Origin of the sequence: Streptomyces echinatus, from assembly GCF_014203595.1 — a bacterium.
Lineage (GTDB): Bacteria > Actinomycetota > Actinomycetes > Streptomycetales > Streptomycetaceae > Streptomyces > Streptomyces echinatus.
On record NZ_JACHJK010000002.1, the window covers coordinates 662,365 to 675,159 of the forward strand.

Genomic DNA, 12,795 nt, shown 5'->3' on the forward strand with positions numbered 1-12,795 from the left:
AGGAGAATCCCACCGATGACGAATCCGGCCGAGAGGCTGGTCGACCTGCTCGACCTGGAACAGATCGAGGTCAACATCTTCCGTGGCCGCAGCCCGCAGGAGTCCCTGCAGCGGGTCTTCGGCGGCCAGGTGGCGGGCCAGGCGCTGGTCGCCGCCGGCCGCACCACGGACGGTGAGCGCCCCGTGCACTCGCTGCACGCGTACTTCCTGCGCCCGGGCCGGCCGGGCGTGCCGATCGTGTACCAGGTGGAACGGGTCCGCGACGGGCGCTCCTTCACGACGCGCCGGGTCACGGCCGTGCAGCAGGGCCGCACGATCTTCAATCTGACCGCCTCCTTTCACAAGCCTGAGGAAGGACCGTTCGAGCACCAGTTGCCGCCGGCCCGGGAGGTGCCCGACCCCGAGTCGCTGCCGACGGTCGCCGACGAGATCCGCAAGCAGCTGGGCACGCTGCCGGAGCAGTTGGAGCGGATGGCGCGCCGCCAGCCCTTCGACATCCGTTACGTCGACCGGCTGCGCTGGAACACCGAGGAGATCGAGGGGGCCGAGCCGCGCAGCGCCGTGTGGATGCGCGCGGTGGGACCGCTGGGCGACGACCCCTTGGTCCACACGTGCGCGCTGACCTACGCCAGTGACATGACCCTTCTGGACGCGGTCCGCATTCCGGTGGAACCCCTGTGGGGTGCGCGGAACTTCGACATGGCCTCGCTGGACCACGCCATGTGGTTCCACCGGCCTTTCCGCGCCGACGAGTGGTTCCTGTACGACCAGGAGTCCCCGATCATCACCGGCGGGCGTGGGCTGGCCCGTGGGCGCATCTACGACCTGCGGGGACGGTTGCTCGTCTCGGTCGTTCAGGAGGGCCTGTTCAGGGCCCTGTAGCACCCCGTCCCGAGGACCACGGCCGGGCCTTCACACCTGGCGTGGCGTTCGCCGCCGACCCGTTGTTCAGACCCGCGCGGGCCGCGTGGGCCGCGGGCTTCTCCGCCGCAGCCAGGCCCGCAGACCGCGGGACGGCCGCGGCGTGGCGGGCTGCGCCGGCCCGTGCTCCCGGGGATCGGTGAGCGCGGCCGGTCGTGCCGCCGGCTGGGGCGAGGGCACACACAACTCCGCGGGCCGCGTGGGCGGTTCGGGGGGCTGCTGGGCCGCATCAGGGGACCTCGTCGTCTCCGCCTCGGGTGCGGTGACCGTCCGGGTCATCGGCGGAATGGGCCGTGCGGCGGTTCGGATCGCCGACGGGAGACGGTGTGTGGCGGGAGGCGAGGCGGTGCGGGCCTCCTCGAGGGACCGCGCCAGGTCGCTGCGCAGCCAGCCGATCTCGTCCGGGTCCTGCGCCGTCATGATCCGCTCGGCGACCTGCGCGGAGGGAGAACCGGGAACCGCGTGTCCCGGCGGGGCGGGCCGGAACCGGTTCAGGCAGGCACGCTCGTGCGGGTCCTCGACTACGCCGGCGACCTCGGCGGGCGCGAGGAAGGCGGCCACGGCGCCGGCACGGGCCCAGGGATCCTCGGCCTGCCGCAGCAGGAAGCCCAGCCGGCGTCCGCGCCAGTTGCGTGCCCGCAGGTCCACCCCCGCCGTCAGCTGGCCGCGCAGGGTCTCGGGCGTACGCCCCTTGAGCAGGCGCGCGTTCTCCGGGCTCGACGCGAACTCCCGCAGTTCTTCCGCCAGATAGAGCCAGACCACGGTCCGGTAGCGGTTGAGATAGAGCATGACGGGCACGAGCAGGCCCAGGCGGGCGAGCCGGACGAACCGGCCGGCCGGGATGTCCATGAGGGCGGCGCCCTCCGCCGTGCCCACGACCCGCACCCGGTCGCGGAGGGACTCGGGGAAGCCGTCCTGTGCGCGGAGGCGGTCGATCTCCGCATGCTCCACCCGGCGGCCCCCTCCCCCGCCCTCGTCGGGCACGGTCCGGATGCTGCCGAGCTGCACGGCGAGGTCGAACTCGGCGCGCTTGAGTCCCAGTTCGCGTGCGGCCCGGCTCGGCGCGCAGGTGCCGGGGCGGGGTGGGCCGAAAGTGGTTGCCGACATGGTCGTACTCCCCCGTCGTTCTCGGCTCACGCCCTGTGCGTTTGCCGTGCACCCACCGTAACCGGTCCCGGGCAGCTCGCGGCGAGCCTGTGGATAACTCCCCGAAGGGGAGAGAATCCCAGGTCAGGCGTCTGCGATGCGAGTTCGCTCGGGTTGCCTCGCGTCCACGCCGAGGTGTTCGCCGACCCGGTTGACGAGCAGGGTCATCTCGTAGCCGATCTGACCGATGTCGGCCTCCGCGCCGCTCAGCACGCACAGACAGCTGCCGGTACCCGCCGCGGTCACGAACAGGACGGCGTCGTCGTACTCGATCATCGTCTGGCGCACCCTGCCCGCCCCGAAGTGGCGCCCCGAGCCCTTGGCCAGACTGTGCAGCCCGGAGGCCACGGCGGCCAGATGCTCGGAGTCCTCGCGACGCAGGCCCGTGCTCGCCGCGGTGACCAGCCCGTCGTTCGACAGGACGAGCGCGTGGTGGACGTGGTCCACCCGCTCGGTCAGATCGTCCAGGAGCCAGCCGAGGCCCTGGTTCTGCACCATGTCCATCTCCCCGTGTGATGTCTCCCCCTGGCTGGAGGAACTCCCCGCCAGCCTTCCCCACGACCGGCGCGCGGGCAAGCAGGATGGGGCCATGGCAGAGAAGATGACCGATGAGGAATGGCGGGCGTTCGTCTCGGACGGCACCCGCACCGGCAAGCTGTCCACCGTCCGCGCCGACGGCAGCCCGCATGTGGCTCCGATCTGGTTCCTCCTGGACGGGGACGAAGTGGTGTTCAACACCGGCAAGGACACGGTGAAGGGGCGCAACCTGGCGCGTGACGGCCGGGTCGCGCTGTGCGTGGACGACGACCGGCCGCCGTTCCACTTCGTGGTGCTGGGCGGTCGCGCCCAGTTGTCGGAGGACCTGGACGAGGTGCGCCTTTGGGCCACCCGGATCGCCGCGCGGTACATGGGCAAGGACCGTGCCGAGGAGTACGGCGCCCGCAACGGCGTACCGGGTGAACTCCTCGTCCGTGTCAGGATCGACAACGTGGTGGCCGTGCGGGACCTCGCCGCCTGAGCGGCCGGCTCAGCCGACCGAGTCCAGGAGCCGGGCGGTGTGCATCCGCCCGGCGTACTCGACGAGTCGGATCAGTACTTCCTTGCCGGAGGCGCGGTCGCGCGCGTCGCACAGGACCACGGGTGTGCCCTGGTCCAGGTCGAGCGCCCGGCAGACGTCGGGGGCGCTGTAGGGGCGGGCTCCGGTGAAGCAGTTGACGGCGACCACGAACGGGATGCGCCGGTGCTCGAAGTAGTCGACGGCGGGGAAGCAGTCCTCCAGCCGCCTGGTGTCGGCGAGGACCACGGCCCCGAGGGCCCCCTGGGCCAGTTCGTCCCACAGGAACCAGAAGCGGTCCTGCCCGGGGGTGCCGAAGAGATAGAGCGACAGGCCGGAGCGGATCGTGATGCGGCCGAAGTCCATGGCCACGGTCGTGGTGACCTTCTGGTCCACACCGTCGGTGTCGTCCACCAGTTGACCGGCTTCGCTCAGCAGTTCCTCGGTGCGCAGCGGCCGGATCTCGCTGACGGCCCCGACCAGGGTCGTCTTGCCGACGCCGAAGCCACCGGCGACCAGTATCTTCAGCGCCAGGGCGGACGTGTCCTCGGCGGCGTCGGAGTGCTCGGTGACCATGATCACTTCTCTCGGGAGGGCCGGCCGCGGCCGGCGTCCACATGCTCCGGTGGTGAAGCCAGCATCATGACAACGGGGATGCGCTTCGGAGTGGTTGGACCGAAGTGGACCCGATATGACCGACTTACATGCGGTCGCTGACGCAACGCGCCCGGATCGGACGGGTCGGGACCCCGCCAGGCGTACGGGTGCAACGGCGGCCGACCGGACAGCCGGAGACGCAGACGCAGTGGCGGACGCCAGTGCAGCCACGGGCGCAGGAGCGGTCGCAGCGAGGCGTACGGCGGTCTTCGGACGTTCATCTACAGCGCTCGCAATCCCTCGATGACCTCGCGCAGGATCCGTTCGTCGGGCAGGCGTGCCGGGGGCACGGGGCGGCTGACGGTCACGCAGCCCAGTTCCAGGAGGTCCCCGAGGAGCACCCTGATCACGCCGACCGGAAGATCCGCGTCCGCCGCGAGTTCGGCAACGGACTGCGTCTCCACGCGGCACAGGTCGATCAGGGTCCGGTGCTCGGGTCCGAGCGCTGAGTCGTCGTCGAGCGCCGGTGCGGCGGGGTCGAGGGTGACGAGCGCGATCAGGTCGAAGCGCACACCGGTGGGACCGGGCTGAGTGCGGCCACCGGTCATGGCGTACGGGCGGACCAGCGGGCCTGCCTCGCCGTCGTACCACTGGCTGCCCGGCTCCCGGGACTCGCCGTCCGGGATCTCGGTCATGCGATGCCGCCTTTCCGGCTCATCCGGCGGCGGGTGGCTGGGCCGTGACGCGCGGTGCCGTGTGGAGATGCTCTCCGACGCGCTTGACCAGGCGGGCCATCTCGTAGGCGACCAGCCCGATGTCGGCCGTGACCGCGGTGAGCAGGGCGAGGCAGGAGCCGTCACCGGCAGCGGCCACGAAGAGGAACGCGTCGTCCATCTCCACCATGGTCTGGCGCACCCCACCCGCTCCGAAGTGCCGTCCCGCACCCTTGGCGAGGCTGTTGAAGCCGGAGGCGACGGCGGCGAGATGCTCGGCGTCCTCGCGCGCGAGGCCGGTGGAGGCGCCGACCGCGAGGCCGTCGTTGGACAGCACGACGGCGTGCCGTACCTCGCTGACACGCATCACCAGGTCGTCGAGCAGCCAGTCGAGTTCGCCGGATCGCCGGCCGGTCCTCGTGTTCGGGTCCTGGATCATGCCGGGTCTCCTTCGCTGCTGTGACTGCCCGTTCCGGGTTCCGGCGCGGTACCGCGGCCGGGCTGTCTGCCACCGCCGCGCGTCCAGCCGTCGCGGTATGCCGTCATGCGGTCCCGTACGAGTTCGGGGGTGCGCCGGTCGTCTTCGTGCCGGACGGACCGCGCGGCCTGCTCTTCGTGGTGCTGCTGGCGCAGTTGGGGGGCGAGGTTCGCCTGGCGCACCCGACGCGGGAGGTCGTCGGAGGGCTCGGAGTCGTCCTGCGGGCGGTGCGGTCTCAACGCGGTGACTCCGGGGGGTGGTGGATCGTGGGCCGTGCCGTGGGAGTCGGATGCCGCCCCGGTGAGGTGGGGGCTGGAGGCCGGCCCGCTGCCGTCGGAGCCCGGCGCCGGCACGGTGGCGGCCGGGCCGGGTGCCGGCCGGGACGCGCCGGGTACGGGGGCCCGCGCGGTGCCGTGCGCATCGGGCCCGGTCGCCGCGAGGGCGGGCCGGTCCGGTCGTGCGGCGACGGCGGGCTCCTGGGGCGCGGCTGTGCCGGGCACGCGCGCGTAGCCGCCTTCCCGGTCCGGGTCGGCCTGTCCGTCCTGCTGGGAGAAACGCTCCGCCGGGCCGCCGTACAGCAGGGCGGTCGGCAGCAGGACCACGGCGGTGGTGCCTCCGTACGGGGAGGTCCGCAGATGCACCTTGATCTCGTGCCGGGAGGCGAGCCTGCTGACCACGAAGAGCCCGAGACGGTCGCTGTCGAAGAGGTCGAGCGCCTCGGACTGCTCGATGCGCCGGTTGGCCTCCACGAGGGTGTCGGCGCCCATGCCGAGTCCCCGGTCCTCGATCTCCAGGGCGTAGCCGTTGCCGACGGGTTCGCCGGTGACCCGCACGCGCGTGTGGGGCGGTGAGAACTGGGCGGCGTTCTCGACGAGTTCCGCGAGAAGGTGGGTGAGGTCGGCGACCGCCGCGCCGACGACATGGGCCTCGGGGAACTGGCGCACCTCCACGCGCGCGTAGTCCTCGACTTCGGACACGGCGGCGCGCACGACGTCGGTCAGGGACACCGGTATGCGCCAGGCCCGGCCGGGGGCGGCTCCGGAGAGGATGATCAGGCTCTCGGCGTGGCGGCGCATGCGGGTGGTGAGGTGGTCCAGACGGAACAGGTCGCTGAGCTCGTCGGGGTCGTCGGAGCGCCGCTCCATGCTGTCCAGGAGGCTGAGCTGGCGGTGGACGAGGACCTGGCTGCGGCGGGCCAGGTTGACGAAGACTCCGGAGATGCCGCTGGCGAGTTCGGCCCGCTCGACGGCCGCGCTGAGCGCGGCGCGGTGGACGGTGGTGAGGGCCTCGGCGACCTGCCCCGTCTCGTCCTCCGCGGGTGGTCCGGCAGGCGCCTCGGCCTGGACGTCGATCTCTTCGCCGGCGCGCAGTCTCCGCATCGCCTCGGGGAGTTTGCGGCGGGCGATCTCCAGTGCGTCGTTGCGCAGGCTCACGAGTTCGATCACGAGGGCCCGCCCGATGCGGACGGAGATGACGAGGGAGGCGGCGACGGCGGCGAGCCCGAGGAGCACGACGGCGCCGGCGGGGCCGAGCAGCCCGCGGGCGACGGGGTCGGCACGGCCGGCGACAGTGCGCCCCGTGGCCGCCGCGACGGTCCGCATGCCGTCCCGCACGCGCGCGTGGGCGGCACTCCAGGTGGCTTGCGTTACCAAGTCGGCCGGCCTGGCACCCGGTCCGGCGGCGAGCAGCCTGTCCTCCGCGGCGCCCAGAGCGGTGTACGAACCGCTCCCCGCCACCTCCCGCCAGGCGGCCTGCTGGGCGGCGGGCAGGTCGGTCACGGCGGTCTCGGTGAGGGCGCGGCGCGTGGCCACGGCGGCGCCGAAGAGCCTCAGGCGCTTCCCCCGCAGGCTCCCCGCGGTCCGTGCGCCGCCCAGCAGGGCGTCCTCCTGGCTCAGCGCCTCGGCGGCACGGGAGAACTCGAGCAGCACGCGCGCGTCGGAGGCGACGTCGGCCTGTTGGACGCCGGTGAGGGCACCGTCCACGGCGAAGGCCGCGTCGATCGTCTTCGTGTACCGCGCGTAGGCGTCGTCCCAGGCCCTCCTGTGGCCCAGTACGGCTGCCCGCAGCGTGCGGAGGTTCTCGGCGCCGGTGACGAAGGCGTCGAGGCGCCTGGAGATGGCGGCGGGCAGTTCCTGGCTGTCGGCGACCGTGCTGCCGCGGCCCAGCCGCAGCCTGGCCACGGCCCGGTCGGTGCGGGCCGCCAGGTCTTCGAGGTCGCCGCCGTTCCCGGCGCTCGGGGCCGTGGCGTAACGCACGGCGGCGGTGCGCTCGGCCTGCAGTGCGGTGACGGCCACGGCCACCGGGGTCCGCAGTTCCGCGTCGACCCGCTGGGACTGGCGCAGCCGGGCGACGTCCTGTGCGGTGGTGACGGCGGCGTACGCCCAGAGGGCGAGCAGGGAGACGACGGGCACCATCAGGAGGCTGACCACCTTGGCCCGTACGGTCCGGGGCCGCGGGTACAGGCGGCTCGCACGCGCGCGTGCCGGGGCGGGCTGTGTGCCGAGCGGGCGGTCGGCGCCCTCGTCGGCGGGCGGTCCCGCGTGTGCGCGGCGTCCGCGCGGGCGGTGTGCCGGGGCGACGGCTTTCTCGGGTGTACGGGGTGGGCGCATGGCCTCCTCGCTCGGGACGTGGTCGGGGCGCTCGGGCCGAGGTCCCGCTAGCGGGCGGCGCTCTCGACGGGGCGCTGGGCGGAGGCGGACGCCTCGCGCTCGTCGGCCGTGGGCGAGAGGGCGACGAAGGCCGAGGTGATGAACAGGTAGGACCCGAGGCCGACGGCGAGGGGGAAGATGAACTGCATCGCCGTGGCCCCGGGAAGGGCGTCGCCGGAGGGGTCCACACGCACGTTCACCGCGAACATCCCGGTGTAGTGCATGCTGCTGACGGCCGCTCCCATGACGAGGGAGGCGACGGTGACCGCCCGGGGCGACGTGATGTTGAGTCCGGCCCACAGGGCGGCGGTGGCCGCGACCACGGCGATCAGTACGGACAGTCCGACGAGGGCGGGGTCGTACCCGACGCGGCCGTGCAGCCGGACCGCCGCCATGCCCAGGTAGTGCATGCTGGCGACGCCCAGTCCGGTGGTGAGTCCGCCGAGGAGGAGCGCGCGGCCGCGGTCGCGGCTGTAGCCGACGGCGAAGACTCCGGCGCAGACGACGACCATGGCGACGAGGAGGCTGAGAATGGTCAGCGGCACGTCGTAGCGGATGTCGGTGCCGCTGACGCGGAAGCCGAGCATGGCCACGAAGTGCATGGTCCAGATGCCCGTCCCGATCGCGGAGGCGGCGGTGACGAGCCAGTTGCGGCGTGCTCGGCCGGTGGTGCCGAGGGCGCGTACGGTGCAGCGCAGACCGAGTGCGGCGCCTATGCAGGCCATCACATACGACAGCGCGGGGGTCAGCCAGCCGAAGGCGGCGTGGTCCAGGTGTCCCATGGCCCCGGGACGCTAGCGGGGGCAGGGGCGCACAACGGGGGCGCATTTCGAAAGGTGCCGCAATATGCACACAGTTGCAGCGGAACGATCGCATCCCGCTCGAACATGCGCACAGCGACCTCCCTCGTGGCGGTGAGGAATCATGCGGTGCATGAGCGACGACCACACACATGTCCAGGAGTTCTTCACCGTCCGGGCCGCCGACTGGGACAGCCGGTTCCCGGACGACGGCCCGGCCTACGCGGCCGCCGTGGCCGGCCTCGGACTGCGCCAGGGGGACCGCGTGCTGGACGCGGGCTGCGGTACGGGGCGGGCCCTTCCGCCCCTGCGGGCCGCCGTGGGCCCCTCCGGCGTCGTCCTGGGAGCCGATCTGACGCCGGCGATGCTCCAGGCCGCCGTACGGGCCGGCCGGGACCGCGACGGACGGCTGCTGCTCGCGGACGTCGCCGCGCTGCCCCTGCGCTCGGGCAGTCTCGACGCCGTGTTCGCGGCCGGCCTGATCGCCCACCTGCCGCATCCGGTGGACAATCTGCGGGAACTGGCCCGTGGCGTACGGCGGGGCGGAACGCTCGCGCTCTTCCACCCCGTCGGCCGTGCGGCCCTCGCGGCGCGCCAGGGGCGGCGGATCACTCCCGGCGATCTGCGGGCCGAGGCCAACCTCCGGCCACTGCTGAGCCGGTCGGGCTGGCGCATGACGTCGTACGTGGACGAGGACGCGCGCTTCCTCGCGCTGGCCGTGCGCGAGGACTGACGGCCGCGGCGGTCAGTCCGTTCCGGCGACGGCTGCCGCGAAGGCGTCGGGGTTGTCGAACATGACGTTGTGCCCGGCGCCCGGCACCGTCACGACGCGTACGCCGGCGGCTTCCAGGCTTTCCCTGCCCGGGAGTTCGCCGCTGAGCCCGCCCTGGAGGAAGACACGGCCGACGGGCAGGGTCTCCAGGAGCGTTCGCATCACCGGGTCCGAGCCCCGGCGCAGTCCGACGGCGCTGCGGTGCAGGGCGCGCGGGTCGGCCAGCCGCATGGTGGCCGCCCACAGCGGTCCGACGGCGGCGAGCACGCGCGCGTACTCCTTCTCCACGAACTCTTCCTCGTCGTAGGCCGCGATGTTGCTGCTGGCGGCGGTCGACGGCGGACAGGCGTCCAGGTTGGCCTCCGTCAGAACCAGCCGGGAGACGAGGTCGGGACGCCGGTGGGCGAGAACGATGGCCACGGCACCGCCCATGCTGTGCGCGATCAGTTCGGCGCCCGCGGTGCCGGCCGCGTCCAGCGCGACCGCGACGGCGTCGGCGTGGTCCCGCAGCGTGTAGCCGAAGTCCTCGGGACGGTCGCTGGTCCCGTGTCCTGGCAGGTCCACGAACAGGCTGCGCCGGCCCATGAGTTCGGGCCGGGCCGCGATGTGCGCGTGGTACACGGCGGACATCGATCCGAGTCCGTGCAGGAACACCCGGGCGGGCTCCGCGCCGGGCACCTCGGTCCACCGGATGTGGCTTCCCCTGCTGTCGAACGTGGCCTGGTACACGTACCTCTCCTTGCATGGTGTGATGCCGCACCATACATCGGTGCCGAGGTATAGCGTCAAGGTTGTATTGGCACAGCGATGTACTCCTGCGGAAGAATGCGGCCATGCTCGAACTCGCCATCCTCGGATTCCTCTACGACGCACCGCTGCACGGCTACGTACTGCGCCGCCACATCGCCGCACTCACCGGCCATGTGCGCCCCGTCGCCGAAAGCACGCTCTACCCGGCGATCAAGCGGCTGGAGAAGGCGGGTCTGCTGGTGCGGGCCACCGAGCCCGGCGCGGTCGCCGCGCCGCGCCATGTGCTGAGGCTGACCGAGGAGGGCGGACGTGAGCTGAGGCGCCGGCTCGCCGAGCCGGCGCAGCGGGAGATCACCGACGAGAACCACTGGTTCACCCTGCTCGCGTTCCTGCGGCACCTGGCGGACCCTGCCGCGCAGGCGGCCGTACTGCGGCGCCGGCTGGCCTTCCTGGAGGAGCCGGCGAGCTTCTTCTACGAGGGCGACCGGCCCCTGTCCGCGGAGGAACTGGAGGATCCGTTCCGGCGCGGGATCCTCACCATCGCGCGGGCCACGAGCCGGGCCGAACTGGCCTGGCTGCGTGACACCCTGGCGTCACTCGGCAGGGCCGGCCGCTGAGGTGCCCTCGTGCCGCACCGGGCAGCCGCGCAGACCGGGAACGGGGCGGGTGCCCAGATCGGCCACGCGGTAGCCGTTCGGGTAGCCCTTGACCTCCCGGTTCTGGCGCGCGAAGTGCGGGTCGCGGCGCGGCGGCAGCAGCCGGACCAGCCGTCCCCGCGTCCGTACGGCGCGGCGCACCAACGCGGTGGTGGCGGCACCGGGTTCCGGGTAGCGGAAGGCGCGCAGCAGCGGCTCGTCGAGCAGGGCGAGCGTCGCGGTCCGCAGCAACGGGGCCAGGGGGCCGGGATACCAGGACGCCATCAGACCGAGAGTGGCGTCCGAGACTCGTCGGGCGTCCTCGTCCCAGCCGAAGTGGGCCTCCTCATAGGAGTCGAGAAGGGCTTCGAACTCCTCGTAGGTCCCGGGAATGTCCGGAATGCCCATGTGCCGGCCGAGGGTGCGGTAGTACTCGGTGGTGGCGACGATCTCGTGCCGGGACAGCCGCCGCCAGCCATAGGCGTCGATCCAGCGCCGGGGCACCACCACAAAGGTGCTCAGCACGTACCGCATGTCGTCGTCGCTGATGTCGTAGCTGCGGTGCATCCGGTTGATGCGGCGGATCGCGGTGCGCCCCTCCTCCGTGGCGAAGCCGTGCTCCACGACGGTGTCGAGGAGCAGCACCGTGTCGTCGTACCGCTTCTGCGTGCGCTCGGTGAGCTCCGCCGTCCGCGCGAGCAGACGCCCGATGTCGGGCACGGCGTAGGTACGGTACAGAGCGAGCTCAAGGGCGCGCGCGTAGTCCCAGGGGAACTCCCGGGAGACGCTGATCCGGTAGATCTCCAGCGCGTCCGCCACCGGGTCCAGCCGACGGATCCGCCCGAGGTTCTCGAACCGCTTCACCGCGTCGTCCCCCTTCTGCCACCGAAACTCCAACTCTACGTTGTGGGACAGAAGATGGGCGATCGACAACGACCCCGTTCGAGGAGAGGGTGATCCGCGTGTTCGACATGATCCGCAAGTACACCGGCAGGCTCCGCACCACCGCCGTGCGCGAGCAGTCGGCGGGGACCCGGGAGAAGCGCGCACACAACTTGTTCGAAGCCGCGGCCGTCTATGTGGCGGCCCGGGCGGAGGACGACCAGGACGGGATCGAGGAGGCGGCGGCCTGGGTGTCGCCGGAGGCGCTGTCCTTCGGGGTGAGCGAGCTGGCCTGCCGGGCGGTCGTCGCGCTGGCCCGGGAGCGCGACGAGTCGCCGGGCGCGGTGGCCCGTGACCTCCTCGGGCTGCCTGCGGCCTGAGCGGAACTTCCTTCTCCAGATGTGGCCGTTTCGCCCCCGTCCAGGCGGAAAACTGCAGCTCCGCGTGGTGCGCACGGTCGTGACAAGCGGCTTGTGCTCGCACTAGGGTGCGCGCCGATGGACGAACCACTGGGGAGGCAGGGATGGCCGGGACGGACGAGGGAGCCGTCGCCGCCGCGGACGATGCGCTGTATGTGCTGACGGCGGTACTGCTGACGCCGGCACAGTTTCCGAGCGTGCTGGGCGACGACTACCCGGAGGCATGCGCGGCGCTGGATCTCCCGCCGCTCGCCGACGGGTACGGCCTGGTGCTGGGCCAGGACGGAGGCGGCGCTCGCTGGACGGTCGTCATCGACGACGTCTCGCTGGTCGCCGTGGCGATCGCGTCCTGGGACTGCGGCATGGAGTACGAGCTGTCGCCGGACGAGCGTGCGGTCGTGACGGCGCTGCCGGGATGGCCCCTGGCCGTCGCCGTCGCCGCGCCCGGCGTGCCCGCACCGCACGACCCTCCGCCCGAGACGGCGGGCCGGACGGCCCTGTGCCCGCCGGACACCGGCTCCTGGGGGCCCGCCCAGCGCCGCCTGGGGGCCGACGAGATAGCGCTGCAGTGGGCGGCCTGGCGGGAGCAGATCGACGACGACGCCTTCCTCCCGCCCCGCGAGCAGGCCACGGCCGCGGACTCCGTACCGCCGGGCGAGCCGGGCGCTTCCACCGGCGGCCACGCCGGTGTCCGCCGGGTGCTCGCGGAGGCGCACGGCTATGTGGAGTCGCCGCCGCCGCTCGGCCGGGTGCGGTCGTCGTTCGCTCCCGGCGAGGCTCGCACACTGCGCGCCGACGGTCCCGGCTGGTCGATGGTGGCCCGCACCGACGACATCGCGTTCGTCCTGCTCGACGACAAGCCCGGTGAGATCTTGCCGGTGGGCCGGGGCCCCGAGCTGCCCGGCCTGCTGGAGGCGCTCGACAAGATGGCCGTACGGCCCCTGTGAGGCTAGGCGCCCGGACGGCGCCTTCCGGCCCTG

15 protein-coding genes are annotated in these 12,795 nt (G+C 72.7%); 6 read left to right on the forward strand and 9 right to left on the reverse strand.

The window, feature by feature from the left end; all coding sequences use genetic code 11:
* Window positions 1-15 precede the first annotated feature (15 nt).
* On the forward strand, window positions 16-882 hold the full coding sequence (locus FHS34_RS07500; protein WP_184962399.1) for an acyl-CoA thioesterase: 867 nt from the start codon (window positions 16-18) through the stop codon (window positions 880-882).
* Window positions 883-948: 66 nt separating this feature from the next.
* Here the strand turns inward: FHS34_RS07500 and FHS34_RS07505 are convergent, their stop codons facing one another.
* Window positions 949-2,028 (reverse strand): DUF6397 family protein, encoded by a 1,080-nt coding sequence (locus tag FHS34_RS07505; protein ID WP_221508612.1) that lies wholly within the window; start codon window positions 2,026-2,028, stop codon window positions 949-951.
* A 123-nt stretch (window positions 2,029-2,151) separates the two neighbouring features.
* A complete protein-coding gene (locus FHS34_RS07510; protein WP_184962401.1) occupies window positions 2,152-2,565 on the reverse strand; it encodes a roadblock/LC7 domain-containing protein in 414 nt (137 codons plus the stop codon).
* Between the two features lie 91 nt (window positions 2,566-2,656).
* Between FHS34_RS07510 and FHS34_RS07515 the strand changes: the two genes are divergently transcribed.
* Window positions 2,657-3,085, forward strand: coding sequence for a PPOX class F420-dependent oxidoreductase (locus tag FHS34_RS07515; protein ID WP_184962403.1), 429 nt, complete (start codon window positions 2,657-2,659; stop codon window positions 3,083-3,085).
* A gap of 9 nt (window positions 3,086-3,094) precedes the next feature.
* Here the strand turns inward: FHS34_RS07515 and FHS34_RS07520 are convergent, their stop codons facing one another.
* The 5 genes from FHS34_RS07520 to FHS34_RS07540 all read right to left on the reverse strand — a co-directional run bounded on the left by FHS34_RS07520 (window position 3,095) and on the right by FHS34_RS07540 (window position 8,339).
* Window positions 3,095-3,697, reverse strand: coding sequence for a GTP-binding protein (locus tag FHS34_RS07520; protein ID WP_184962405.1), 603 nt, complete (start codon window positions 3,695-3,697; stop codon window positions 3,095-3,097).
* Window positions 3,698-3,999: 302 nt separating this feature from the next.
* Window positions 4,000-4,413, reverse strand: a complete 414-nt coding sequence (locus tag FHS34_RS07525) for a DUF742 domain-containing protein (RefSeq protein ID WP_184962407.1) — start codon at window positions 4,411-4,413, stop codon at window positions 4,000-4,002.
* A 19-nt stretch (window positions 4,414-4,432) separates the two neighbouring features.
* Complete coding sequence (locus tag FHS34_RS07530) at window positions 4,433-4,870, reverse strand: roadblock/LC7 domain-containing protein (RefSeq protein ID WP_184962409.1); 438 nt, start codon at window positions 4,868-4,870, stop codon at window positions 4,433-4,435.
* Entirely contained in the window at window positions 4,867-7,518 is a 2,652-nt protein-coding gene (locus FHS34_RS07535) for a sensor histidine kinase (RefSeq protein WP_184962411.1), read from the reverse strand. The genes FHS34_RS07530 and FHS34_RS07535 overlap by 4 nt, the downstream gene beginning before the upstream one ends.
* Before the next feature lie 47 nt (window positions 7,519-7,565).
* Window positions 7,566-8,339, reverse strand: a complete 774-nt coding sequence (locus FHS34_RS07540) for an MHYT domain-containing protein (RefSeq protein WP_184962413.1) — start codon at window positions 8,337-8,339, stop codon at window positions 7,566-7,568.
* Between the two features lie 151 nt (window positions 8,340-8,490).
* On the opposite strand from FHS34_RS07540, the gene FHS34_RS07545 reads away from it, so the two are divergent.
* Window positions 8,491-9,090 (forward strand): class I SAM-dependent methyltransferase, encoded by a 600-nt coding sequence (locus tag FHS34_RS07545; protein WP_184962415.1) that lies wholly within the window; start codon window positions 8,491-8,493, stop codon window positions 9,088-9,090.
* Between the two features lie 12 nt (window positions 9,091-9,102).
* Here the strand turns inward: FHS34_RS07545 and FHS34_RS07550 are convergent, their stop codons facing one another.
* Entirely contained in the window at window positions 9,103-9,858 is a 756-nt protein-coding gene (locus FHS34_RS07550; protein WP_184962417.1) for an alpha/beta fold hydrolase, read from the reverse strand.
* A 104-nt stretch (window positions 9,859-9,962) separates the two neighbouring features.
* On the opposite strand from FHS34_RS07550, the gene FHS34_RS07555 reads away from it, so the two are divergent.
* Complete coding sequence (locus FHS34_RS07555) at window positions 9,963-10,496, forward strand: PadR family transcriptional regulator (protein WP_184962419.1); 534 nt, start codon at window positions 9,963-9,965, stop codon at window positions 10,494-10,496.
* On the opposite strand, the gene FHS34_RS07560 is transcribed toward FHS34_RS07555, so the two are convergent.
* Complete coding sequence (locus FHS34_RS07560; protein ID WP_184962934.1) at window positions 10,473-11,378, reverse strand: oxygenase MpaB family protein; 906 nt, start codon at window positions 11,376-11,378, stop codon at window positions 10,473-10,475. The genes FHS34_RS07555 and FHS34_RS07560 overlap by 24 nt on opposite strands.
* Before the next feature lie 98 nt (window positions 11,379-11,476).
* Here FHS34_RS07560 and FHS34_RS07565 point away from each other — a divergent pair, with 98 nt between their 5' ends.
* A complete protein-coding gene (locus FHS34_RS07565) occupies window positions 11,477-11,776 on the forward strand; it encodes a hypothetical protein (RefSeq protein ID WP_184962421.1) in 300 nt (99 codons plus the stop codon).
* Between the two features lie 143 nt (window positions 11,777-11,919).
* Complete coding sequence (locus tag FHS34_RS07570; RefSeq protein WP_184962423.1) at window positions 11,920-12,762, forward strand: hypothetical protein; 843 nt, start codon at window positions 11,920-11,922, stop codon at window positions 12,760-12,762.
* Window positions 12,763-12,795: the final 33 nt, after the last annotated feature.

What these genes read in the sequence shown, in the direction of transcription:
- FHS34_RS07555 (WP_184962419.1), top strand. Translation starts at nt 9,963, where the DNA reads ATGCTCGAACTCGCCATCCTCGGATTCCTCTACGACGCACCGCTGCAC.
- FHS34_RS07545 (WP_184962415.1), top strand. Translation starts at nt 8,491, where the DNA reads ATGAGCGACGACCACACACATGTCCAGGAGTTCTTCACCGTCCGGGCC.
- FHS34_RS07520 (WP_184962405.1), bottom strand. Translation starts at nt 3,697, where the DNA reads ATGGTCACCGAGCACTCCGACGCCGCCGAGGACACGTCCGCCCTGGCG.
- FHS34_RS07515 (WP_184962403.1), top strand. Translation starts at nt 2,657, where the DNA reads ATGGCAGAGAAGATGACCGATGAGGAATGGCGGGCGTTCGTCTCGGAC.
- FHS34_RS07535 (WP_184962411.1), bottom strand. Translation starts at nt 7,518, where the DNA reads ATGCGCCCACCCCGTACACCCGAGAAAGCCGTCGCCCCGGCACACCGC.
- FHS34_RS07505 (WP_221508612.1), bottom strand. Translation starts at nt 2,028, where the DNA reads ATGTCGGCAACCACTTTCGGCCCACCCCGCCCCGGCACCTGCGCGCCG.
- FHS34_RS07540 (WP_184962413.1), bottom strand. Translation starts at nt 8,339, where the DNA reads ATGGGACACCTGGACCACGCCGCCTTCGGCTGGCTGACCCCCGCGCTG.
- FHS34_RS07530 (WP_184962409.1), bottom strand. Translation starts at nt 4,870, where the DNA reads ATGATCCAGGACCCGAACACGAGGACCGGCCGGCGATCCGGCGAACTC.
- FHS34_RS07500 (WP_184962399.1), top strand. Translation starts at nt 16, where the DNA reads ATGACGAATCCGGCCGAGAGGCTGGTCGACCTGCTCGACCTGGAACAG.
- FHS34_RS07510 (WP_184962401.1), bottom strand. Translation starts at nt 2,565, where the DNA reads ATGGTGCAGAACCAGGGCCTCGGCTGGCTCCTGGACGATCTGACCGAG.
- FHS34_RS07525 (WP_184962407.1), bottom strand. Translation starts at nt 4,413, where the DNA reads ATGACCGAGATCCCGGACGGCGAGTCCCGGGAGCCGGGCAGCCAGTGG.
- FHS34_RS07570 (WP_184962423.1), top strand. Translation starts at nt 11,920, where the DNA reads ATGGCCGGGACGGACGAGGGAGCCGTCGCCGCCGCGGACGATGCGCTG.